The organism is Streptomyces sp. NPDC001920, assembly GCF_053594495.1.
Window position 1 is genome coordinate 37,224 of record NZ_JBSFEP010000011.1, and the last position, 21,887, is coordinate 59,110.

The 21,887-nt window shown below is 72.3% G+C and carries 20 protein-coding genes and 2 pseudogenes; 8 read left to right on the plus strand and 14 right to left on the minus strand.

The window, feature by feature from the left end:
- Nucleotides 1-178: 178 nt before the first annotated feature.
- From ACWCPI_RS19740 to ACWCPI_RS19765, 6 genes are all read right to left on the minus strand, one after another.
- On the minus strand, nt 179-1,129 hold the full coding sequence (locus tag ACWCPI_RS19740; RefSeq protein ID WP_451039340.1) for an RNA-binding protein: 951 nt from the start codon (nt 1,127-1,129) through the stop codon (nt 179-181).
- A gap of 114 nt (nt 1,130-1,243) precedes the next feature.
- Nucleotides 1,244-2,230, minus strand: a complete 987-nt coding sequence (locus tag ACWCPI_RS19745) for an SGNH/GDSL hydrolase family protein (RefSeq protein WP_451039341.1) — start codon at nt 2,228-2,230, stop codon at nt 1,244-1,246.
- A complete protein-coding gene (locus ACWCPI_RS19750) occupies nt 2,227-3,390 on the minus strand; it encodes a glycosyltransferase (RefSeq protein ID WP_451039342.1) in 1,164 nt (387 codons plus the stop codon). The genes ACWCPI_RS19745 and ACWCPI_RS19750 overlap by 4 nt, the downstream gene beginning before the upstream one ends.
- Nucleotides 3,387-4,514: a glycosyltransferase family 4 protein gene (locus ACWCPI_RS19755; RefSeq protein WP_451039343.1), complete on the minus strand. Its 1,128-nt coding sequence runs from the start codon at nt 4,512-4,514 to the stop codon at nt 3,387-3,389. Before ACWCPI_RS19755 ends, ACWCPI_RS19750 begins: the two co-directional genes overlap by 4 nt.
- 198 nt (nt 4,515-4,712) lie before the next feature.
- The gene (locus ACWCPI_RS19760; RefSeq protein WP_451039344.1) at nt 4,713-6,131 is read right to left on the minus strand and encodes a HEAT repeat domain-containing protein; all 1,419 of its coding nucleotides are present in this window, start codon (nt 6,129-6,131) and stop codon (nt 4,713-4,715) included.
- 300 nt (nt 6,132-6,431) lie between these two features.
- A complete protein-coding gene (locus ACWCPI_RS19765) occupies nt 6,432-6,824 on the minus strand; it encodes an ankyrin repeat domain-containing protein (RefSeq protein ID WP_451039345.1) in 393 nt (130 codons plus the stop codon).
- Nucleotides 6,825-7,187: 363 nt separating this feature from the next.
- Between ACWCPI_RS19765 and ACWCPI_RS19770 the strand changes: the two genes are divergently transcribed.
- On the plus strand, nt 7,188-7,382 hold the full coding sequence (locus tag ACWCPI_RS19770; RefSeq protein WP_004002760.1) for a hypothetical protein: 195 nt from the start codon (nt 7,188-7,190) through the stop codon (nt 7,380-7,382).
- 40 nt (nt 7,383-7,422) lie between these two features.
- Entirely contained in the window at nt 7,423-9,057 is a 1,635-nt protein-coding gene (locus tag ACWCPI_RS19775; protein WP_451039346.1) for a hypothetical protein, read from the plus strand.
- A 104-nt stretch (nt 9,058-9,161) separates the two neighbouring features.
- Here ACWCPI_RS19775 and ACWCPI_RS19780 read toward each other — a convergent pair whose 3' ends face one another.
- Nucleotides 9,162-10,661, minus strand: a complete 1,500-nt coding sequence (locus ACWCPI_RS19780) for an SCO1417 family MocR-like transcription factor (RefSeq protein ID WP_451039347.1) — start codon at nt 10,659-10,661, stop codon at nt 9,162-9,164.
- A 64-nt stretch (nt 10,662-10,725) separates the two neighbouring features.
- Here ACWCPI_RS19780 and yczE point away from each other — a divergent pair, with 64 nt between their 5' ends.
- The 4 genes from yczE (at nt 10,726) to ACWCPI_RS19800 (ending at nt 14,275) form a co-directional block, all read left to right on the plus strand.
- The gene (gene yczE, locus ACWCPI_RS19785; RefSeq protein WP_451039348.1) at nt 10,726-11,415 is read left to right on the plus strand and encodes a membrane protein YczE; all 690 of its coding nucleotides are present in this window, start codon (nt 10,726-10,728) and stop codon (nt 11,413-11,415) included.
- On the plus strand, nt 11,412-12,182 hold the full coding sequence (locus ACWCPI_RS19790) for a glycerophosphodiester phosphodiesterase (protein WP_451039349.1): 771 nt from the start codon (nt 11,412-11,414) through the stop codon (nt 12,180-12,182). The genes yczE and ACWCPI_RS19790 overlap by 4 nt, the downstream gene beginning before the upstream one ends.
- A gap of 54 nt (nt 12,183-12,236) precedes the next feature.
- A complete protein-coding gene (locus ACWCPI_RS19795; RefSeq protein ID WP_451039350.1) occupies nt 12,237-13,622 on the plus strand; it encodes an MFS transporter in 1,386 nt (461 codons plus the stop codon).
- A gap of 278 nt (nt 13,623-13,900) precedes the next feature.
- Nucleotides 13,901-14,275 carry an RNA polymerase-binding protein RbpA gene (locus ACWCPI_RS19800; RefSeq protein WP_003977404.1) on the plus strand — a complete coding sequence of 125 codons (375 nt, stop codon included), beginning with the start codon at nt 13,901-13,903 and terminating at the stop codon, nt 14,273-14,275.
- Nucleotides 14,276-14,442: 167 nt separating this feature from the next.
- Here the strand turns inward: ACWCPI_RS19800 and fxsA are convergent, their stop codons facing one another.
- The 3 genes from fxsA to ACWCPI_RS19815 form a co-directional block, all read right to left on the minus strand.
- Nucleotides 14,443-14,997 (minus strand): FxsA family membrane protein, encoded by a 555-nt coding sequence (gene fxsA / locus ACWCPI_RS19805; RefSeq protein WP_451039351.1) that lies wholly within the window; start codon nt 14,995-14,997, stop codon nt 14,443-14,445.
- Between the two features lie 96 nt (nt 14,998-15,093).
- Nucleotides 15,094-15,915, minus strand: a complete 822-nt coding sequence (locus ACWCPI_RS19810) for a polyprenol monophosphomannose synthase (protein WP_388807216.1) — start codon at nt 15,913-15,915, stop codon at nt 15,094-15,096.
- A gap of 557 nt (nt 15,916-16,472) precedes the next feature.
- Complete coding sequence (locus tag ACWCPI_RS19815) at nt 16,473-18,077, minus strand: amidohydrolase (protein WP_451039352.1); 1,605 nt, start codon at nt 18,075-18,077, stop codon at nt 16,473-16,475.
- 157 nt (nt 18,078-18,234) lie between these two features.
- Between ACWCPI_RS19815 and ACWCPI_RS19820 the strand changes: the two are divergent.
- Nucleotides 18,235-18,318 (plus strand): annotated as a pseudogene (locus ACWCPI_RS19820) (transcriptional regulator); the annotation flags it as partial.
- 7 nt (nt 18,319-18,325) lie between these two features.
- Here ACWCPI_RS19820 and ACWCPI_RS19825 read toward each other — a convergent pair.
- A complete protein-coding gene (locus ACWCPI_RS19825; protein ID WP_004002750.1) occupies nt 18,326-18,766 on the minus strand; it encodes an Lrp/AsnC family transcriptional regulator in 441 nt (146 codons plus the stop codon).
- Nucleotides 18,767-19,033: 267 nt separating this feature from the next.
- On the opposite strand from ACWCPI_RS19825, the gene ACWCPI_RS19830 reads away from it, so the two are divergent.
- Nucleotides 19,034-19,468, plus strand: a complete 435-nt coding sequence (locus tag ACWCPI_RS19830) for a hypothetical protein (protein WP_451039353.1) — start codon at nt 19,034-19,036, stop codon at nt 19,466-19,468.
- A 40-nt stretch (nt 19,469-19,508) separates the two neighbouring features.
- Here ACWCPI_RS19830 and ACWCPI_RS19835 read toward each other — a convergent pair whose 3' ends face one another.
- From ACWCPI_RS19835 to ACWCPI_RS19845, 3 genes and pseudogenes are all read right to left on the minus strand, one after another.
- Nucleotides 19,509-19,631: a hypothetical protein gene (locus ACWCPI_RS19835; protein ID WP_451039354.1), complete on the minus strand. Its 123-nt coding sequence runs from the start codon at nt 19,629-19,631 to the stop codon at nt 19,509-19,511.
- A gap of 317 nt (nt 19,632-19,948) precedes the next feature.
- Nucleotides 19,949-20,136, minus strand: a pseudogene (locus tag ACWCPI_RS19840) (hypothetical protein); the annotation flags it as partial.
- A 305-nt stretch (nt 20,137-20,441) separates the two neighbouring features.
- Complete coding sequence (locus ACWCPI_RS19845; protein ID WP_451039355.1) at nt 20,442-21,614, minus strand: acyl-CoA dehydrogenase family protein; 1,173 nt, start codon at nt 21,612-21,614, stop codon at nt 20,442-20,444.
- Nucleotides 21,615-21,887 lie beyond the last annotated feature (273 nt).

Genomic DNA, 21,887 nt, shown 5'->3' on the forward strand with positions numbered 1-21,887 from the left:
TCACGCCGCCTCCACGACGACGGCAACGGCAACGGCGGCGACGACTGTCCGATGAGCGCGGGCAGGGCGAGGACCCTGACCTGCGGCTCCCGGAGTCGAGCGGGCCACGAGAGCGGCCGATGTCCCATTGGGCCGCAGGCAGGACGACGAGTCGCTCACGGCGCCACCGGTGGCCCGGTCACCACCTGGCGCGCAGCACACCGTCGCTGTCCGGCAAGGCAGCTTGGAACAGCGGGTGGCGCTCGTCGAGGATCAGGGGCAGGGAGCAGGCTGCTTTCGCGCCCGCGACCAGGCGGGCCAGCTGTTGGTGATCGGTTTCGTCGACGGTGACGTGGCGGATCGTTCCGTCGGGTGCCTCCCAGACGAAGTCCATGGACGCGTCCGCGGGCAGCGCGGCGAGGACCTCGTCGACATCGGGGTCGAGGTCCGGCCAGATCGTCAGGAGCGCGCGAGGACCCAGCCCGGCGCGTACCGGGTCGAGATTGCTCGCGGTGAGCCGGTGCCAACGGGTCGCGTTGCGGACGTAGGCCTCTTCCAGGAGCAGGGTCTGTTGCGACGCGAGCTCGACGCGGACTCGTTCCCAGAAGTCCGCGTCGGCGGCCTCGGTCACTTCAGGTTCGTCAAGATGTGCCGCGTACGGGGAGGCGCTGATCCGTTGCGCGAACAGGCCCAGTTCATGCGTCCGGGCGACCGCTGCGTCGCAGGGTCGGTCGCTGCCGACGTACACGTACTGGTCCCACCCGACGTGGATGGTGAACGTGTCCTCGCGCTCCAACCGGCACCAGGCCCCCTCGTCGCGGAGCATGGCCCGCACCAGCTCCAACGCCACGGGCAGAGAAACTTCGGCGCCGTCGTGGTAGCCGGTCAGGTCCGGCGGGAACAGGCCGGCGAGTCCGTGGCCGTCGATCGGTGCTTCCAGGCCGAAGTTGACGAAGCCGGTGACCTCGGGTTCACGGATCTCCAGTGTGGTGATGCCCGCTTCCCGTGCGAAGGCAGCGATCGCTTCCAAGTAGGCGGCCTCGACCGGCCCGTGGTCGCTCACCGTGTCCTCAGCACCCGTGTAGTGCCCGCGCTCGTCACGGTCGGCGGGGTCGTACTTGGTGATCTGATGCACGAAGGACGGCGGCACGAAGCTCCCTGCGCTGATGAGGCGGGGCCTCAGCATAATTCGTGGCAACAGATGCAGATCCCGCCTGCCCCTCGACGGAACGCGGGCCACTCACCCACAGAAGCGGTGGGCGCCCTACACATGGCTGGGGCAGGACAGCGACGACGGCACTGACGGCACCTGCGACTGCGACAGCACGGGCATGGAGACCGGCGCCGGCTCTGGCACCGGCACCGGCACCGGCACCGGCAGCGGCAGCGGCAGCGGCAGCGGCAGCGGCAGCGGCAGCGGCAGCGGCAGCGGCAGCGAGGCCAACGCCACGGACACCGACTGCGCCGCGCGCAGGTCGAGCCGGCCGCTCGTGCCCGCCGCCCGGTGCCGAAGTTCGTCGGCGGCGAGGCACAGCAGCTGGGGCAGCAGGTCGTTGCAGCGCCGGACCACCCAGGCGGTGCCCGCGGTGGCCAGCCACCCCAGCTTCGCCGATCTGGTGGGCGGCGGGAACTCGGGCTCGGCGCCGGGCACGGGCCCCGTCGCCATCCCGGCGTCCGACAGCAGCCCGTGGAACCGTACGGCCAGCTGCCGGTGGCCCCGCTCACCGGGGTGCAGCCGGTCCGCGCTCCACATCGCCCGGTCCTCGACCCACGCGCCCTTCGCCGCGTGCAGGTGCAGGGCGCCGTACCGCTCCGAGAGGGCGTGGACCACGGTGTCGACCGCCCGCTGCCGCCGGGCCAGCGGGTCGGCCAGCGCACCGGGCAGCCCGAGCATCGTGCCGGGGTCGGGGAGGCACGCGGTGAGCACGACGGTGCCGTGGCGGGTGAAGGCCGCGTAGACCCTGTCGAGGCGTTCGGCGACGCGGTGGATGTCGAAGGTCCGGCGCAGTGTGTCGTTGACGCCGACCAGGACGGACACGACGTCCGGGCGCAGCGCGAGCGCGGCGGGCAGCTGACGCTCCACCACGTCCCGCGTCTGCGCCCCGCTGACCGCGAGGTTGGTGAACTCGGCGGAGGGTTCGCACAGCCCGTCCGCGAGCAGCGCGGCCCAGCCGCGCCACCCCTTTCCCACCGGGTCGCCCACTCCCTCGGTCAGCGAGTCCCCGAGGGCGACGTAGCGGAGCGGTCTCATGCCGCGCCCTCCGCTCGCGCGAAGGGACGCACCGGAACCGCTGCGTCGTGGGCGCGGAGGAAGGCGTCCACCGCCGTGCCCCACCCGAAGCACTCCGCACGCGCGCGTGCGGCCTCCCGGCGCTCACGCTCGGGACGGGCCAGCAGCACTTCCACGGCGTCGGCGAAGGCGTCCCCGTCGTCCGCCGCGGTGGCCCCGGCGGCCCCGATCACCTCGGGCAGCGCCGAGGACGCGCTCGCCACGACGGGCGTCCCGCAGGCCATGGCCTCCAGGGCGGCGAGCCCGAACGTCTCGGCGGGCCCGGGAGCCAGGCAGATGTCGGCGGAGGCCTGGAGCGCGCCGAGCAGGCTGCGGTCGGCGACATGCCCGAGGAAGGTCACCGGCAGGTCGCGCTCCTGCGCCCGCTGTTCGAGTCGGGCCCGCAGCGGGCCGTTCCCGGCCACCACGAGCACCGCGCGCACTCCGCGCCCGCGCAGCGACTCCAGGGCGTCCAGCGCGGTACCGGGCCGTTTCTCCACGGAGAGCCGGGAGCACATCAGCAGCAGGTTCTCGTCCTCGCGCGCGTGGGTGGCTCGCAGTGCCGTGTCTCGCAGGGTGGGACGCCGGTTCATCAGGTCGACGCCCAGGGGAGCCCGTACGACGTTGCGGGCGCCGATCCGCACGAACTCCCGCTCGGCGAACTCGGTGGTGCACACGACCTTCGAGTAGGTGTGGGCGGTGCGGACGTTGAGGGCGTCCGCTGCCCGCCGGGACAGGCTCTCCGACAGCCCCCACGTGCGCAGCACACCGTCGGCGGTCTCGTGGGAGACCATCACCGCGGGCACCCGGGCGCGCCGGGCCCACTTGCCGGTCCACCGCAGCGTCGTGCGGTCGGAGACCTCCAGGCGGTCGGGGGCGAGCTCATCGAGGAGCGCCGCGACCCGGCGCCTGTCGATCAGCACGCGGTAGCCGCCGGTGCCGGGCACCATCGGAGCGGGCAGGGTGATCACCCGGCCCTGCTCGGTGTCGCTGTCGCTGTACTTCTCCCCCGGCACGACGAGCACCGGGTCGTGGCCGGCCAGCTTGAAGCCCTTGCCCAACTCGCGCAGCGCGGTGCGCAGCCCGCCGGACGCGGGGGCGACGAAGTTCGCCAGCCGGACGATTCGGAGCGAGGCGTTCATACGGCCACCGCCGGCCTCCGTGCTCCCAGCACGGCCTCGTAGTGGGTGATGAGCTGGTCCCCGATCGCCGCCCAGGTGCGGCCCTCGACCGTCGCGCGGGCGGCGGCCCCGTACGCGGCTCGCAGTGCGGGGGCGGTGACGAGGGACCGTACGGCGTCCTGCACGGCGTCGGCGTCGCGCGGCGGCACGAGGAGACCGGTGCGGCCGTGGTCGACCAGGTCCAGCGGGCCGCCCGCCGCGGGTGCGACTACGGGCACACCGCTGGCCATGGCCTCCTGCACGGACTGGCAGAACGTCTCGTACGGGCCGGTGTGGGCGAACACGTCGAGCGAGGCGAAGATCCGGGCGAGGTCTTCCCCGCCGCGACGGCCCAGGAAGACCGCACCGGGCAGCGCCTCGACGAGCGCCGGCCCGCTCGGCCCGTCACCGACGATCACGAGCTTCACGCCGGGCATGGCGGACACGCCGGAGAGCAGCTCGATGTGCTTCTCCGGGGCGAGCCGTCCGACATAACCGACGATCACCTCGCCGTTCGGGGCGAGGTCCCGGCGCAGCGCCTCGTCGCGCAGCTCCGGGCGGAAGCGGGCGGTGTCGACGCCGCGCCGCCACAGGTGCACCCGGGGCACTCCGTGGGTCTCCAGGTCGTTCAGGGACGCGGTGGACGGGGCGAGCGTGCGGTCGGCGGCGGAGTGGACGGAGCGTATGCGGCGCCAGGCCGCGGCCTCTCCGGCACCCATGTAGGTGCGGGCGTATGCGGCCAGGTCGGTCTGGTAGACGGCCACGGCGGGGACGCCGAGCCGGGCGGCGGCGGCCATGCCGCGGACGCCGAGGACGAAGGGGCTTGCCAGGTGCACGATGTCGGCCCGGTGCTCGGTGACCGTCGCGGCGAGGCGCCGGCTGGGGAGGGCGACGCGGACCTGGGGGTAGCCCGGGAGCGGGAGGGAGGGGACATGGACGACCGGGCACGGCGCCGGCACGCCGAGCTTGTTCCCGGGCGCGGGGGCGGGTGCGACGACGAGGGGGGCGTGACCGCGTTCGACGAGGTGTCGGGCGGTCTGGAACGCGCAGTGGGCCACGCCGTTCACATCGGGGGGAAAGGATTCGGTCACGATGACGACACGCATACCGGTGTTGTCGCCGTGCCGGACGTGGCCGCGTCAACGTGGATCTTTCCGGACGAGGAACGTCCCATGAGCGTTCCGCGGCGCGCCCGAGCGGGTCAGGGCACGTCCATGCGCGCCTGACCCGCAGATCACCCCGCGTTCACCGGGCGGGCCGGGCTTCTCCCGAGGGACACCTCGTGGCCACGCCCCGCGCGATGGTCAACCGGCGGTCGAGTCGGGTCCGATCCTGCTGCGTACGGCCGTCTGCACCTCGGCCTCCTCGGCCGGATCGGCGGCGAGGCGGCGCAGCCGGTCGACGACCCGTGTGTCGCCGGTCTCGGCGTGCCGGGCGGCGATCTCGCGGGTGGTCTCCTCGCAGTCCCAGAGGCACTCGATCGCGAATCCGGAGGCGAAGGAGGGATCGGTGGCGGCGAGGGCGCGGGCGGTGCGGCCGCGCAGGTGGGAGGAGGCGGTCTCGCGGTAGATGTGGCGCAGGACGGGGGCGGCGCAGGCGATGCCGAGCCGTCCGGTTCCGTCCACGAGGGTCCACAGGGTCGGCGCGTCGGGGCCTTCGCCGCGTACGGCCTCCCGCAGGGCGGCGAGGACCAGGTCCTTGTCCTCGGCTCCACCCCGGCAGGCGAGCATGCGCCCGGCGGCGGCGCCCAGCGCGTCGGGCCGCCGGGCCCAGCCGCGGGCGCGGTCGACGGCGCCGATACTGCGCATCCGTTCGAAGGCGTCGACGGCGGCCTCGACCACCGTCGGCGACCCGGTGACCACGGCCGCCTCGATCAGATCGAGGGCGTCCGGGTCATTGCTGTCGGCCAGGTAGCGAAGGGCGGTGCAGCGGGCTCCGTCGGTGCCGTCCTTGGCGGCTGCGACGATCTCGGGCCGGTCGTCGGGCCCCGCAACCGCCGTGAGGCACCGTGCGGCGGGCACATGGAGCGCGGCACCGCGCTCGACGCCCTGCTGGGCCCACTCGAAGACCGCTTGGACGCTCCACCCCGGCCGTGGCCCGGTCGGCCGCATCTGCCGCTGCCAGCGGTCGAAACAGCCGGCCTCCTGAGCGGCACGCACGCGCGTGGCGATCGATTCGCGCGGATCCTCGGCCCACAGCCGCCACGGCCGTGGCTCAAAAGCATCGCGTACGTGGGCGGCCAGCTCGGCCTCGCCCTCGGGATCGGCCGGGAAACGCGCCAGGACGGGCGCGGCGAGGGCACGCAGGCCCGCGTCGTCGTCCCGGAGCGCCAGCTCGTCCAGGGCCCAGGCCCAGTTGGAGCCGGTGGCGGCGTACCTGCGCAGCAGTTCGAGGGCGTCCCGCCTGCCGTAGGAGGCGAGGTGGCCCAGGACGGCGAGGGCCAGCCCGGTGCGTGACTCCTCGGTGTCGAAGACGTCCTCGACGTCGAAGAGGTGGGCCTCGATCTCGTCCAGTTCGCCGTTCAGGTCGAGGTAGAGACGGGCGTAGTACAGGGAGCGGTTCTCCACCTGCCAGTCGTGGCGGGGGTCCCGCAGCACACAGTGGTTCAGGGCCGCGAGCGCCTCGGCGCGCGGGGCGGTGAGCGCGTGCAGTGTGCCGTCGCCGCGACCCCGCTGGAGCAGGCCGAGCAGCGTACCGCTGGGCGCTATGACCGGTTCGAACATGGGAAACAGCCTCACATCAAGCGTCGACGCAACCGGGATCTTGCTTTACCTGGCCGCGTGACAACACGTCGGGGCGCCCGCCGTTTCCTGCTTGCTGTAGACCATCTTCCTCTGCCTCTCGTCGGTGGCCCATGCGGGCCGCATCACGGCCCGCGCGGTGCGGCAACACCTGCCCAGCCATCGCGTCCGTGAATCACGAGGTCATGATGACTCGGCACTTCCATCTGCCGCGACCGAAATTTCGGCGGCCCTGTACCGCCTCCCCCGTTTTCAGTGTTCTCGCTGGTCAGATCGGTCGGATCAGTGTGCGCCGAACAGTTCGAGCAAGTCCGCTTTACCGAACATGCGTGCGGTGTCGACGGCCGAAGGGGTACCCGCGGCCGGGTCGGCACCGCTTTCCAGAAGGACCTTGATCACTTCCGCCTCTCCCTTGAAGACGGCACCGGCGAGGGGCGTCTGACCACGGTCGTTGACGCGATCGGCCTCGGCGCCCCGGTCGAGCAGGGCGCGCACGGCGTCGGCGTGGCCGTGGTACGCGGCGAGCATCACGAGCGAGTCACCGCGGTCATTGGTGAGGTTGGCCGGCACACCAGCGTCGACGTACGCCACGAGTTCCTCGGTCCGACCCCGCCGGGCCAGGTCGAAGATCTTGGTCGCCAGCTCCACGACCTCGGGGTCGGGGGCTTCAGTCATGGGCCGGACCACCTCTCACTACACATACGAGACTGCTGGGGACTACTGGTACTGCCGGTACTTCCTGTGCCGCTGGTACTGCCGGGCACTACGGGGAGCACGGTACGACCGGCGAGCGGTGCTCGGCCGTACGAGTGATTCGCCAGGGTACTGGCTCGCGCGGCACATGACCCGCCGCGTGCGAGGCAAAGATCATCGCAGACACGGTCGGACGCAGGACCCAAGCTCATCCGCCCCAGGACACTCCGCCACCCGGAGGAAATCCGCCGAATTTCACCCAGTTGCACCTTTTATCGTATAGATACATCCTGTGAGCCTGGAAGTACTCATGGTGACTGTCCCCACCCAACCAGGAGCACTCACATGATCCTCTCCATCTCAGGCGTCGTCCTGCTCGGCATCGTCGTCTTCATCTTCTTCCGCAAGGACGGACTGAAGGCGTCACACGCCCTGATCTCGGCCCTGTTCGGCTTCTACCTGGCGAGCACGGCGATCGCCCCCAGCATCAAGGCCGGTGGCGAGAGCCTGGCGAGCCTCCTCGGCGGCATCCAGTTCTGACGCCGCACCTCCCGCCCGTACGCACCTGTAGGAGACAGCAGTGGCCCGCCGCCCCCTCCCCCGCATCCTGAGCACAGGCACCGAGCAGCTCGCCCGGAGCCGGGAGCTGGCCCGGACGCAGTTCGCCCGAAGCCGAGAGCTGGCCCGGACGGCGACCGACAGTGCCTCTGACGTCCTCCACCCGCTGATCACGATCACCCGGGGCTTGCGCCGGCTGGCCGCGGCCGGACGGCGCAAGTGGGCCGACACCCCCAAGGACCGGCGCGGGCCACTGCTGTTCATGGTGGCCTCGGTGATCCTGGTCGTGGCACTCGTGCCGTACGGTCCGCTGCTCGCCGTCATCACGCTGATGGCGGCGGCAGCCTGGCACGGCCGCGACCGCGCCCCCACGACTCCCGAGGGACCGGACGAGTCCCAGACGGAGCGGCTGAGATCGCTGTACGAGGCGCTCGTCCCGTACTTCTCCGCGGCCGACGACCCGGCACCGATGTACGCCCACGGCGGCGAGTGGGACAAGGCGTTCCCGGAGTACGCGTTCGACACCACGGGACGCGTCAGCGCCCTCGTGGTCCGTTACCCCGCCTACTTCACCGACGGCGAGCCCCAGGCACGTGCCCGGATCGAGCACCTGCTGGCCGCGAAGTCGGGCCGTGGCCGGGAGTACCACTTCGCCTGGGATGAGGAGGGCAACGAGCTCACGGTCACCGCCCTCGCACCCCTGCCCACCGACATCGCCGCCCAGCGCTTCGTCACCACCCCCGGCGAGACCGTCCTGGGCTTCACCGACCCCACCCAGGTCCACCGCACGCTTCCCCTCACCCACGGCGAGGAGCAGCTGGACGTCCCACCGGTCGTCTGGCGCACCGGCGTGCGCTCCACCGAACCCCACCTGCTGGTCATGGGCCAGCCCGGCAGCGGCACCTCGACCCTGCTGCGCTCCGTCGCCCTGCAGGCCCTGCAGTACGGCGACGTCGTCATCGTCGAGGGCGGCAGCACCGGCGAGTACGCCTGCCTCATCGGGCGCGACGGCGTCCTCGCGGTCGAGTGCGGACTGGCCGGGGCGCTGGCCAGCCTGGAATGGGCGGCGACGGAGACCGAGCGGCGCCTGATCGCCATCAACCGGGCACGTCAAACCGGCAACCCGCCGCCCGACGACACCAGGCGCCCGCTGTGGATCCTCCTGGACCGCCCGACCGCCTTCTCCCACCTCGCCGCCGCGGACCACCGCAAGGACCCCCAGTCACTGCTCCAGGTACCGCTGCGGCACGGCCGCGCCGCCGGCGTCACGGTCGTCGTGGCCGACCAGTGGGACGCCATGGACGCGTTGAGCGACGCCGTACGCCAGCACACACGCGCGCGTGTCGTGCTCGGTCCCGCGACGAAGGAGCAACTGGAGGCGGCCCTGGGCGCCCTGCCGCACACGACCCCGGTCACCGAGGTCCCACCCGGTCGCGGCTACGCCCGCCTGGGCACGGGCCCGGTCCATCGCCTCCAGGTCCCGGCGACCCCGGACCCGTACGACGACGCGACGAGCGACGCGCACCGCCAGGCGGTCCTCGACCTGCTGCCGCCCCGGACGACGCCACCGGAGGCGGAGGAGCTGCCGGGGCCGGTCCTGGAGAAGACGGAACAGGAGCCGGTACCGGCGGAGGCAGTGGCGGCCGAGACGTCGTAGAGGCCGGGACCGGGCGGGCCGGGCGCGGTCGCGCACCCGGCGCCCGCCGGGAGCCGCCTCCCGCCGCCCGTACCGGGAACCCCCCCCCCCGTGCTCCGCGCCCGTCACGCCACGAACGGCCGCGCCGACTCGCTCCCCCCGCTCACCCCGTTCTCCACCAACCGCACGGCCGCAGCCAGCCGCACCGCGGCCTCCTCGGCCACCGCACCGCCCACGGTGAACGGCAACCGCACATACCCCTCGAACGCCCCGTCCACCCCGAACCGGGGCCCGGACGGCACCCGAACCCCCACCCGCTCGCCCGCCTCCGCGATCCGCGATCCCGACAGCCCCCCTGTCCGCACCCACAGGGTGAGGCCGCCCCCCGGCACCTCGAACTCCCACTCGGGCAGTTCCCGTCGCACGGCGTCGACGAGAGCGTCCCGGTTCTCCCGGGCCTGCGCTCGCCGCACGTCCACCGCCTGCTCCCAACCCCCGGTGCTGAACAGCCAGTTCACGGCCAACTGCTCCAGTACGGGCGTCCCGAGGTCGGCGTACGCGCGCGCGGCCACCAGGCTGCGGATGACGTCGGGAGCCGCGCGCACCCACCCGATCCGCATCCCCGCCCAGAACGCCTTGCTGGCCGAACCGACCGTGATGACGGTCGACCCGGCGGGGTCGAAGGCACACACCGGGCGCGGCATCACGACCTCCGGGTCCAGCCACAGTTCGCTCATGGTCTCGTCGGCGACGAGCACGGTCCCCGCCGACCTCGCCGCGTCCACCAGCCGCCGCCGCTGGTCGTCGTCGGCCAGCGCCCCGGTCGGGTTGTGGAAGTCGGCGACGACGTAGGCGATCCGCGGCGCGGCGTCGCGCAGTACCTGCCGCCAGCGGTCCATGTCCCATCCCGCGAGCCCCTCCGCCATGGCGACGGGCACGAGGCGGGCGCCCGCCTCCCGCATCAGCTGGAGGATGTTGGCGTACGACGGCGACTCGACCGCGATGCGCTCACCGCGGCCCGCGAAGAGATGGCAGATCGCGTCGATCGCGCCCATCGCCCCGGTCGTCACCATGATCTGCTCGGGCATGGTCGCGATCCCGCGCGAGGTGTACCGCTCGGCGATCATCGCGCGCAGGGCGGGCAGCCCCGCGGGGTAGTCGCCGTGCGTGTGGGCGTACGGAGGCAGTTCCTCCAGGGCACCCTGCACGGCACGGGTCAGCCACGGTTCGGGCGCGGTCAGGGCCGCGCAGCCGAGGTCGATCATCGAGCCGAGAGCCTCGGGCGGCAGGGGTTCCAATCCTCGCGCGGGCAGGGGGTTACCGGCCGGTACAGCCGTCCAGCTGCCGGCCCCGCGCCGCGACTCCAGGAACCCCTCGGCACGCAGCGCCTCGTACGCCGCGGCCACGGTGGTACGGCTCACGGAGAGCGCGAGGGCCAGCTCCCGCTCGGCCGGAAGCCGTGCGGCGACCGGAACCCGGCCTTCCAGGACGAGCAGCCGGACACCGTCCGCCAGGGCCCGGTACGCGGGCGGCCGCTTGCTGCCGGGGCCGGCGGGACGGTCCTGCTGGGAGGTGAGGAGCCGGGCGAGCTGTGCGGCCCCCACCGCCGAGGTCCACTGCGCCATGATTTCCAGTCCACCTTCCCTGAATTGGCCATGGAGGACGCCGCCTCTCAAGCCACAGGGTGTCATGCATCAGGCCACTACCACCACAGGGGGGCATGTCTTGTCCACAGGAGGGCACCTCATCCGCCGGCTGTCGCAGCTGTACGTCGGGCTCGCGCTCTACGGCGCGAGTTCGGCGCTCCTCGTCGAGGCGGGCCTGGGCCTGGAACCCTGGGGAGTGCTGCACCAGGGCCTCGCCGAACGCACCGGGCTGACGATCGGCGTCGTCTCGATCGCCGTGGGGGCCGTGGTCCTGCTGCTGTGGATCCCCCTGCGACAGCGCCCGGGACTCGGCACCGTCTCCAACGTCTTCGTGGTCGGCATCGCCATGGACGGCACCCTCGCCCTGGTTCCCGACGCGCACGCCCTGACCGTACGGATCCCCCTCCTGCTCGCCGGCATCGTGCTCAACGGCGCGGCCACCGGCCTCTACATCGCCGCCCGCTTCGGCCCCGGCCCCCGCGACGGCCTGATGACCGGCCTGCACCGGCGCACCGGCCGCTCGATCCGCCTGATGCGCACGGCCGTCGAGATCGCGGTCGTGGTGACCGGCTTCGCCCTGGGCGGCACAGCAGGCGCCGGCACCGTCCTCTACGCCCTGTCGATCGGCCCGCTCGCCCAGCTCTTCCTGCGCGTGTTCGCCGTCCCCTCGGCATCGGACAGCAGCACGGTCGTTGCCGGCGGGCAACCCCGACGGGCGATACTGCGTCCGTGAGCACCACGCGGATACGCCACCCCTACCTCGACCACCCCGGTCCGATCCCCTTCGCCCACCGGGGCGGGGCGGCGGACGGCCTGGAGAACACCGTGCTGCAGTTCCGGCGCGCGGTGGAGCTGGGCTACCGGTACATCGAGACCGACGTCCACACCACGCGCGACGGCAGGCTCGTCGCCTTCCACGACGCGACGCTGGACCGGGTGACGGACGGGGCAGGCCGGATCTCGGACCTGCCCTGGGACGACGTACGGCACGCGCGCGTGGCGGGCAAGGAGCCGGTGCCCCTCTTCGAAGAGCTCCTCGAGACCTTTCCCGAGGTGCGCTGGAACGTCGACCTCAAGGCGGAGCCGGCGCTCCACCCCTTCCTGGAGCTGATCGAACGCGCAGGTGCCTGGGACCGCGTCTGCGTCGGCTCCTTCTCGGAGGCACGGGTCGTACGCGCCCAGCGCCTGGCCGGCCCGCGCCTGGCGACGTCGTACGGCACCCGGGGCGTGCTCAATCTGCGACTGCGCTCCTGGGGGGTGCCGGCCGCGCTGCGCCGCTCGGCGGTCGCCGCCCAGGTACCCGAGACACAGTCCGGTATCCAGGTGGTGGACCACCGCTTCGTACGGGCCGCCCACGCGCGCGGACTGCAGGTGCACGTGTGGACGATCAACGATCCCGCGTCGATGCACCGGCTCCTGGACCTGGGAGTCGATGGCATCATGACCGATCACATCGACACACTGCGCAAGGTCATGGAGGACCGGGGCGTCTGGGTCTGACCCCGTCCCGGCTCCGCCCACGCGCGGGATCTCCACGGGGAAGCGAGGGCACGGGTGGGCACCGATACCGTGCGGACGGACGCGGCCGACGAGGCCGCCGGGCGGCGGCGCGAGCAGCGCGGCTGGTACTTCTACGACTGGGCGTGCTCCGTCTACTCGACGAGCGTGCTCACCGTGTTCCTGGGCCCCTATCTGACGTCGGTCGCCGAGGCGGCGGCGGACTCCGAGGGGTTCGTCCATCCCCTGGGCATCCCGGTCCGCGCGGGATCCTTCTTCGCGTACTCGGTGTCCCTGTCGGTGATCGTGGCCGTCCTGGTGATGCCGCTGGTCGGCGCGGCCGCCGACCGCACCGGCCGCAAGAAGCCCCTGCTCGCGACGGCCGCCTACGTGGGGGCCACGGCGACCACCGCCATGTTCTTCCTCGGCGGCGGCCGCTATCTGCTCGGTGGCCTCCTGCTGATCGTCGCGAACGCCGCGCAGTCGGTCGCGATGATGCTGTACAACTCCTACCTCCCCCAGATCGCCCCGCCCGAGGATCGGGACGCGGTCTCCTCCCGGGGCTGGGCCTTCGGCTACGCCTCGGGCTCGCTGATGCTGATCGTGAACCTGACCCTGTACCTGGCGCACGACTCCTTCGGGGTCTCCGAGAGCACGGCCGTACGGATCTGCCTGGCATCGGCCGGCCTGTGGTGGGGCGCCTTCGCCGTCATCCCGCTGCGGCGGCTGCGCGACCGCCGGTCGGCGGACGCCGCGAAGGGGACGGACGGCACGAGCGGCGAGGCGACCAGCGGGGCGACCTCATCCGGCTTCCGGCAGCTCGCGGCGACCCTCCGCGACATGCGCCGCCATCCGCTGACCCTCGCCTTCCTCCTCGCCTACCTGATCTACAACGACGGAATCCAGACCGTGATCTCCCAGGCGTCGATCTACGGCTCGAAGGAGTTGGGGCTCGGGCAGTCCACGCTCATCGGGGCCGTACTGCTGGTCCAGGTGCTGGCCGTGGCGGGGGCGCTCGCGATGGGCCGGCTGGCCCGCGTCTACGGCGCGAAGCGGACGATCCTCGGCTCACTGGTGGCGTGGACGCTGACGCTGACGGCCGGGTACTTCCTGCCCGCCGGGGCACCGGTGTGGTTCTTCGTGCTGGCGGCCGGCATCGGCCTCGTCCTCGGCGGCAGCCAGGCCCTGTCCCGCTCCCTGTTCTCCCATCTCGTCCCGCCCGGCAAAGAGGCCGAGTACTTCTCTGCCTACGAGATGAGCGACCGCGGCATGAGCTGGCTGGGCCCGCTGCTGTTCGGGCTGACCTACCAGCTGACCGGAAGTTATCGGGACGCGATCATCTCCCTCGTGGCCTTCTTCGTCATCGGATTCGCCCTGCTCGCGAGGGTTCCGGTGCGGCGGGCCATCAGCGACGCGGGCAATCGGGTTCCGACCACGATTTAGCGTTCGGCGTGAAAGGGCGGTAGTGTACGCGTTTGGCCTGCCAGGCGTACCGTTACTGCGCGTCAAAGATGCCGAAACGCTGTGTCACATCTGCGAGCAGATGTGACAAACCGGGCGCCGGTGGGTACGACATTGGTCAGCAAGGCTGCGGCTACGACGGCGACGCACGACCCGGAACGTGACTCGGAACGGGAATCTTTACCGCCGACCGGACGTTGACCGGATGACGACGACAGCGACACCTGTCCTGTGGGCGACAAGCCCGGGAGGCACGATTCATGAGTGAGCGAGCTCTTCGCGGCACGCGCCTCGTGGTGACCAGCTACGAGACGGACCGCGGCATCGACCTGGCCCCGCGCCAGGCCGTGGAGTACGCATGCGAGAAGGGGCACCGGTTCGAGATGCCCTTCTCGGTAGAGGCGGAGATCCCGCCGGAGTGGGAGTGCAAGGTCTGCGGGGCCCAGGCACTCCTCGTGGATGGCGACGGCCCTGAGGAGAAGAAGGCCAAGCCCGCGCGCACGCATTGGGACATGCTGATGGAGCGGCGCACCCGTGAGGAACTCGAAGAGGTCCTCGAGGAGCGTCTTGCCGTGCTGCGCTCCGGGGCGATGAACATTGCGGTTCATCCCCGGGACAGCCGCAAGTCCGCGTAGCGGGTAGCCGGAACAGACATACGCCCGACACCGCAGGTGCCGTACATGAGAGTGACGTACGGCACCTGCGGTGTCGTGCGTTGCCCGCAACCGGTCCGACCCGTCCCGCGCGGCTGACCGGGCCTACGCGGAACGCGGAAGAAGGATCGACCGGCGCGGCAGAAGGATCAGCCGGTCAGCGGAGGCCTCGGCTCCTGAGGGGCGTCCCGCGGCTCGTCCTTGATGACCTCGCCCTGCACGATCTTGCCGTCGGGGTGGTGGATGCGGGCCTGCTGGAAGGCGTCACCGAACGAACCGGGGGTCGCCTCGCGCAGCTTCCGCTCGAACGTCCGCTCCGCACGGCGGCTGAGCGCCTTCTGCACCGGTGGGATCAGCAGGACCAGGCCCACCGCGTCCGAGACCAGACCCGGCAGCATGATCAGCAGGCCGCCGAGCATCATCAGGCCGTTCCCACCGCCGCGCTCGGGGGTGCCGCCGCGCTGCAGCGCCTCGTTCAGGGCCTCGAAGGCGCGTCGGCCCGCTCGCTTGATCACCACCGAGCCCAGCACGATGCCGCCGACCAGCAGCAGGAACACCGCGAGCCCGCCGGCCACGTCCGCGACCACGGTCAGCAGCCAGATCTCCAGCACCAGCCACGCGGCGATCCCCAGCGGCAGGAAGGTACGCAGGCGGGAGCGCCGGGGCCGGGCGGGGTAGGTCGGGGTCGGTGCGCCAGTCGTCATGCGTCCAGTGTGCCTGGGCGCTGCTCAGAGCGGGATAAGGGGCCGCCGACGCAGGAGTGGTGAGGCAGGCAACGGCGGCGCCCGAGGATCACTGCCCTACGACGGCGGCTGCTGCGACGGCCGCGTCGACGGCTTGGGGCGGCTCAGCAGCTTGCCCACCCGTTCCTGCGCCCCCCATGACGTGACCCGCCACAGCGCCTCTACCAGGATGTCCCGGCTCATCTTCGAGTCCCCGAGCTCCCGCTCGACGAAGGTGATCGGCACCTCGACTACATGGAAGCCGGCCTTGACCGCGCGGCGGGCGAGGTCGACCTGGAAGCAGTAGCCCTGGGACGCGACGTCGTCGAGGCCGAGCCCTTCGAGGGTCTCGCGGCGGAAGGCGCGGTAGCCGCCCGTGATGTCGCGCAGGGGGAGGTCGAGGGCGAGCCGGGAGTAGAGGCTGCCGCCGCGGGAGATGAACTCCCGGGACCTGGGCCAGTTCACGACCCGGCCGCCCGGTACCCAGCGCGAGCCGAGGACCAGGTCGGCGCCTTTGAGCGCGGTCAGCAGACGGGGCAGTTCCTCGGGCTGGTGCGAGCCGTCGGCGTCCATCTCGATCAGGACGCCGTAGCCGTGCTCCATCCCCCAGCGGAATCCGGCGAGGTAGGCGGCGCCGAGGCCCTCCTTGCCCTTGCGGTGCAGAACCTGGACGTGGTCGTCCTCGACGGCGAGTTCGTCGGCGAGCTTGCCGGTGCCGTCGGGGCTGTTGTCGTCGGCCACGAGCACGTGCGCGTCGGGGACCGCCTTGCGGACCCGGCCGACGATGCTCTTGATGTTCTCCGCCTCGTTGTAGGTCGGGATGATCACCAACGCCGTGCCGAGCGGCCCGAACTGTCTCCCCCGGTCCTGTGCCGCGAGGGTCCCGTCGCCGTCGTTCACTGCTGCCCCTTCATGTCCGTACGCAGACGTCCACCATAGTGGGCGCGGCCTGCGCCGACGTGACCGCGCGTTCGTATGGCGGTGTCGATTCCACAAGAGCGGGGTGAGGCGGGGTGTTCCGGGGCGGTGCGCCGGGTTCGCGACCGCTGCGGATGGGGGCCCGGCGCCCTTCGGGCCGACCTGGGACCCGCTGGCTGCGGGTCGACCTGAAGCCGTTGTCTACTGAGCGCCCGGGCCCCACCCGGGTCACACCTCCCCGACCGGCCGGAACGTTCCGTCGTCGCCGCGCCGGCGCTGAGCCTGGCTCCCAGTGGCGGTGCCCCGGTGCGGCACACCGTCCCTGACCCAGCGGCGTTGCGGCGGGTTCCCGGAAGTTCCGCGGTTGCCCGGTCGGGCGTCCGGTGGTGGACCCGGCCGAACCTACCGGCCCCGGACCTCCGCCTGTCAACAGCCCTCTGAACTGCTCGTTTTCGGTCAATTTCCTGGTCAGAGCGGAGGATGCGCAGGTCGCGCGCCGGGGTGGCGGGCGGCGATCGGGCCAGCGCCACCCCGGGAGATCACTCGCCCGGCCGTACGAAGACCGTTCGTCCGCCCACCACCGTGCGCAGACAGACCGGGAGGTCGCGTCCCGGGGTCAGGTCGGGCAGGCCGGGCGTGCCGGAACGGGGGTCGGTGGACCAGCGCGCGACCCGGTCGTCGGGAGCCTGGACGACCAGTTCCTCGGTGCGCCACACGGCGTAGTCGGCGGGCGCGCCGGGCACCAGGACGCCCGCGTCGTCCCGACCGATCGCCCGCCAGCCGCCCCGCGTGTGCGCCGTGAACGCGGCACGCACCGAGACCCGGTGCCCGGGCGTGCGGTGGAAGGCCGCCGCGCGGACCGTGCCCCAGGGGTCGAGCGGCGTGACCGGGCTGTCGGAGCCGAAGGCGAGCGGGACACCGGCCCGCAGCAGGGCCGCGAAGGGGTTCAGGGTGCGGGCCCGTTCGACGCCGAGACGCTGGGCGTACATGCCGTCCTCGCCGCCCCACAGCGCGTCGAAGGCGGGCTGGACCGAGGCCGTCAGACCCAGCTCGGCGAAGGCCGCGACGGTCTCGGAGGTGAGCATCTCCGCGTGCTCGACCCGGTGCCGGGCGGCCCGGACGCGAGCCAGGCCCAGCTTGTCGGCGGCGGCCCGAACGCCCTCCACGACGGCCGTCACGGCGGCGTCGCCGATCGCGTGGAAGCCCGCCTGGAGGCCGGCCTCGGTGCAGGCGACGACATGGGCGGCTACGGCGGGTGCGTCCAGGTAGGCGGTCCCGGTGTGTTCGGCGTCGGCGTACGGCTGGTGCAGGCAGGCGGTGTGCGAGCCGAGGGCGCCGTCGACGAAGAGGTCGCCGGCCGCGCCGATCGCCCCCAGCTCGCGCGCCTTGCGCACGTCCTGCTCGGCCCAGTAGCCGACGACCCGCGGGCCGGGCTCCTCACCTGCCAGCCGCAGCAGCGCAGTGAAGTCGTCCTCGGAGGAGATGTCGGGTCCCGCGCACTCGTGGACGGTGCCGATACCGAGGGACGCGGCATGGGTGCGGGCGGCGCGCTGGGCCTCGGCACGCTGGGCAGCGGTGATCGCGGCCAGCGCGGTGGCGCGTACGGCGTGGTGCGCGTCGGCGACGAGCGGGGCGTCGGCCGCGCCCGGGTGGCCGGGGGTCAGGTCCAGCAGGGCTGTGGTGACGACCGCCGAGTGGACGTCGATGCGGGAGAGGTAGAGCGGGCGGCCGCCGGCGGCTTCGTCGAGCTCGGTACGTGTCGGCGGGCGCCCGCCGGGCCAGCGGGAGGCGTCCCAGCCGTGGCCGAGCAGGACGCGGTCGTGCGGGCGGGAGGCGGCGAAGTCCCGTACCCGGGCGAGGGCGTCCTCCAGGGAGGCCGCGCCGGACAGGTCGAGGCCGGTCAGGGCGAGCCCGGTCGCGGTGGTGTGCACATGGGCGTCGGTGAACGCGGGGGTGACGAGGGCACCCTCCAGGTCGACCACCTCGTCCACCCCGTCCGCGAAGGCGTCCGCGGCCCCTTCCGAGCCGACCCAGGCGATCTGCCCCCGCTCCACGACCATCGCGGTGGCGAAGGGATCGGCAGGACTGTGCACCTCTCCGCGGCGGAGCAGGACGGTCTTCGGCGGGGCACTGGACTCACTCATGCGGAACAGTCTCGCCCCTCGCCGGGGGCCGCTTCGGACAGGGGTCGCCTCGGACGCCGCGGCAGGGGCGTGGGCCGTGCCGGTGTGCGGCTTCGCCGGGCGGACGCGCCCCGTGTCGCCCGCCGGCCGGTCGGCGGTGAACAGGGCCGGGGCGGGGCCGGAACCGGTCAGCCGCGACGAAGCCGCCGAGGCCCTCGGCCTCGCCCCACAGACCGCGGCCTTCCCCCTGGACCGACTGGCCCATCCGGTCAGATGCGCGGCGGCCGGGCCTCATAGGGCGTGGACAACACCACTGTGGTCCGCGTGGACACCCCCGCCAGCGACCGGAGCCGGGCGAGCAGTTCCTCCAGCTCGTGCGGGGTGGCCACCCGCACCTTGAGAATGTAGTTCTCGTCGCCCGCGACACTGTGGCAGGCCTCGATCTCGGGCACCCCGGCCAGCCGGTCCGCGATGTCGTCAGGGGCGCTGGGATCGAACGGCTTCACCGAGATGAACGCGGTCATGGGCAACCCCACGGCCTCGGGGTCCACCACCGCGGCATAGCCGCGAATGACGCCACGCTGCTCCAGCCGCCGCACCCGCTGGTGCACGGCCGAGGTGGACAGGCCCGTGGCCTTGCCCAGGTCGGTGTAGCTCATCCGCCCGTCCTTGACGAGCAGCTGCACGATCTGTCGATCCAGCTCCTCCATGGCGCAAGAACCTACAGTGCCGCTGATCTCCTGGGATACCTGAGCAGACCAGGTCATGGCCGGTTTGTGATGTGGATGTCAGGCGGTTGTGAGCCGGCCGGGGGACAAACCGGCCGCCTTGGGCACCTGCGGACGGCATGTGACGAACGCCACAGCCCTCGAACAGGCTCCGTGATGGTCTCGTGATTACCGCCGAGAGCGGACGGGAAGTGCTTGCTGTGGTCGAGGCCGCAGCGCCTTCACGGCCCAGCCCGAGGGGGAGAACCAATGCAGAGTCTTAAGCGTCCTGGTCGTACCGCACCCAAGCGCCTCCAGCCGGTCGCCGAGCCCGAGCCGGAGGGCGTCGAACCCGACGCCTACGAGGACGAGTTCGACACCTACGACACCTTCGAGATGTACCGGGTGATCTGCCCGGACTGCGCGCAGCCCATCGCGCTGCTGGCGGACGAGGAGGTCCTGCCGGAGCACGCGCTGTGCGCCTCGCCGTGGAACCCGTTCGGCCTCACGGTGTGCGCCGGCACGGGCCGCCGGGCCGCCGAGGCCCGCTCGGCGGACGAGTCCCTGGAGCCCCAGGAGCAGGACACCGCCCTTCTGTTGACGCTCCCTCAGGGGCTCGACTGGCGGACCCAGCCCTTCTCGCACGTCGGCGGCCCGGGCTCGCGCCCGATGAGGGTCCCGGTGATGCGACGCCAGGCCGCCTGAGCGCATTGCCGGGCAGCACGGTGCCTCGTCCGCGTTTCGCTCAGTCCCAGTAGCTGCCCTGCACCATGGCCCGCAGGCTGCCATGGTGCAGGAGCAGTGTGTCCGGGCCCGCCGGGCCGTCGACTTCGCCGAAGTGGACCTGGCGGTGGGCGATACGAAGCATGACGACGCCATGCCGCACAGCGGCGTACAGCGTGTGCAGGCCCCTGTCGCGCGGAGTTGCTCCAGCCGCTCGAACGCCTCCTTGATGCGCGGTGAGCGAGGGAGCCCGTCAACCACCCCTGTGCGGCACGCGTTGACTGCGACGCGCCCCGACACAGCGCGCCCCCGTCGCCCCGAAGGGTGCGGAACTTGGCCTTCTGTGCCGGGACTTGGCCGTGCAGCCGGGACGGCAGCCCGATCGTCGCCGCTTCGAGGTGCCCGCGTGCCCCGTCGGTCGCCGCGTGCGGCCAGTCGCCCTGCCGGCGTCGCGGGGCCCGGCAGGGCACGCCCCTCGCGGTCGAGGACAGGGAAGACGCAGCGGCGCAGGCACTGCGGTCGGTGGTCGCCACGTGCCTCATGAACCAGGGCACCTGGTGCACGACGTACTCGTCGAGCGGTACCGGGCGTTCACCGTCGGCAACAGCAAACCTCCCCGGAGGAAAGTCGGCTGACGGTACGTCAGACAGGGAAACGTGGCCGGAGCGGGAGCCGGACGCGCCGCGAACTCACGCCCTATTCCCACCGACGTGACTTGTCCCCCCGCCTCCGCGTTGCCCTGGTATGCCCCCCACTTTCTCAGCGACCGGACCGCAGCGCCGCATCTTCGTCCCACGGCCCGCGGGAACGCTTCCGCCGGCACCTCCCCAGCACCCGGATCCGCCCATCTACCGCGAGCTGATGCGCACGTGGGCCGACCGCGGCCGCACCCTGCCCGGGCGCCACGACCCGGAGTGGATCCGGCTCGCGGCGCCGCAGGTCAAGCGGGGGCAGTTCAGCGTCCCTCGGGACCTGCTAGGTGACGGGCGATGACCATCCGCTGAATCTGGTTCGTGCCCTCGACGATCTGGAGCACCTTGGCCTCGCGCATGTACCGCTCGGCCGGGAAGTCCGCGGTGTAGCCGTAGCCGCCGAGCACCTGGACGGCGTCGGTGGTGACGCGCATCGCCGTGTCGGTGCAGTGCAGCTTGGCCATGGCCGCCTGCTTGGCGAACGGGCGGCCCGCGTCGCGCAGCCGCGCCGCCGCCAGGTACAGGGCGCGGCCCGCCTCGATCTGGGTCGCCATGTCGGCGAGCATGAAGCGCAGACCCTGGAAGTCGGCGATCGGCTTGCCGAACTGCCGTCGCTCGGTCGCGTACGCCACGGCCTCGTCCAGCGCCGCCTGCGCCACGCCGATCGCGCAGGCCGCGATGCCGAGCCGTCCGGAGTCGAGCGCGGACAGGGCGATCGCGAAGCCCTGGCCCTCCTCACCGAGGCGCCGCTCGTCGCCGACCCGGACGCCGTCGAAGTGGACCTGGGCGGTGGGCGAGCCCTTCATCCCCATCTTCTTCTCGGGTGCCGCGGCGCTCAGGCCGTCCGCGTCACCGGGCACGAGGAACGCGCTGATCCCACGCGGCCCTTCCTCGCCGGTGCGCGCCATGACCGTGTAGAAGTCGGCGATTCCGCCGTGCGTGATCCAGGCCTTGGTGCCCGTGAGCACCCAGCCGTCGCCGTCCCGCACCGCCTTGGTCCGCAGGGACGCCGCGTCGGAGCCGGACGCCGGCTCGGACAGGCAGTACGCGCCGAGCAGTCCGCCGCCGAGCATCGCGGGCAGGTGCTCGACCTGCTGCTGCTTGCTGCCGTAGGCGGCGAGGGCGTAGGAGGCGAGGGTGTGCACGCTGACACCGAGGCCGACCGTCAGACGGACGGCGGCGAGCTCTTCGAGGACCTGGAGGTAGACCTCGTACGGCTGGTCGCCACCGCCGTACTCCGCGTCGTACGGCAGGCCGAGCAGCCCTGATTCGGAGAGCAGGGTGAAGACCTCGCGGGGGAACCGCCCGGCGTCCTCCTCCTCGGCCGCCTTCGGGGCGATCTCGCGCTGCGCGATGTCGCGGACGAGCGAGATCAGATCCCGGGCCTCGTCCGTGGGCAGTTGACGGTCCACCGGCTGCGGGGCGCGGTCGGGCATGGCGACGATCCTCCCTGTCGGGCACATCGGCGGTCTGCCGCCTTGGGTGGGGCGACTCCGCCGGGTCTCACTGGTGCCGGGCCGATGCTCGCGTTCCCGGGTCTCGGAAGCTGCTGACCAGCGGCTGCGCTGTGAGTATGCCCGATCGGAGGCAGCGCGTCACCAGTTAACGACCGCTTACTTCAAGAAGTATCGAGCGACACGCGCGGCCATGGAAATTGGTCCGAACCATTGACGTACTGGTCTAGTCCTCCTAACTTGGCGGGACGATTC

Bases quoted from the DNA above. Each gene is read 5' to 3' on its own strand.
- ACWCPI_RS19745 (WP_451039341.1), bottom strand. From the start codon at position 2,230: ATGAGACCGCTCCGCTACGTCGCCCTCGGGGACTCGCTGACCGAGGGA.
- ACWCPI_RS19750 (WP_451039342.1), bottom strand. From the start codon at position 3,390: ATGAACGCCTCGCTCCGAATCGTCCGGCTGGCGAACTTCGTCGCCCCC.
- ACWCPI_RS19755 (WP_451039343.1), bottom strand. From the start codon at position 4,514: ATGCGTGTCGTCATCGTGACCGAATCCTTTCCCCCCGATGTGAACGGC.
- ACWCPI_RS19760 (WP_451039344.1), bottom strand. From the start codon at position 6,131: ATGTTCGAACCGGTCATAGCGCCCAGCGGTACGCTGCTCGGCCTGCTC.
- ACWCPI_RS19765 (WP_451039345.1), bottom strand. From the start codon at position 6,824: ATGACTGAAGCCCCCGACCCCGAGGTCGTGGAGCTGGCGACCAAGATC.
- ACWCPI_RS19770 (WP_004002760.1), top strand. From the start codon at position 7,188: ATGATCCTCTCCATCTCAGGCGTCGTCCTGCTCGGCATCGTCGTCTTC.
- ACWCPI_RS19780 (WP_451039347.1), bottom strand. From the start codon at position 10,661: ATGGCGCAGTGGACCTCGGCGGTGGGGGCCGCACAGCTCGCCCGGCTC.
- yczE (WP_451039348.1), top strand. From the start codon at position 10,726: ATGCATCAGGCCACTACCACCACAGGGGGGCATGTCTTGTCCACAGGA.
- ACWCPI_RS19800 (WP_003977404.1), top strand. From the start codon at position 13,901: ATGAGTGAGCGAGCTCTTCGCGGCACGCGCCTCGTGGTGACCAGCTAC.
- fxsA (WP_451039351.1), bottom strand. From the start codon at position 14,997: ATGACGACTGGCGCACCGACCCCGACCTACCCCGCCCGGCCCCGGCGC.
- ACWCPI_RS19815 (WP_451039352.1), bottom strand. From the start codon at position 18,077: ATGAGTGAGTCCAGTGCCCCGCCGAAGACCGTCCTGCTCCGCCGCGGA.
- ACWCPI_RS19825 (WP_004002750.1), bottom strand. From the start codon at position 18,766: ATGGAGGAGCTGGATCGACAGATCGTGCAGCTGCTCGTCAAGGACGGG.
- ACWCPI_RS19830 (WP_451039353.1), top strand. From the start codon at position 19,034: ATGCAGAGTCTTAAGCGTCCTGGTCGTACCGCACCCAAGCGCCTCCAG.
- ACWCPI_RS19835 (WP_451039354.1), bottom strand. From the start codon at position 19,631: ATGCTTCGTATCGCCCACCGCCAGGTCCACTTCGGCGAAGTCGACGGC.
- ACWCPI_RS19845 (WP_451039355.1), bottom strand. From the start codon at position 21,614: ATGCCCGACCGCGCCCCGCAGCCGGTGGACCGTCAACTGCCCACGGAC.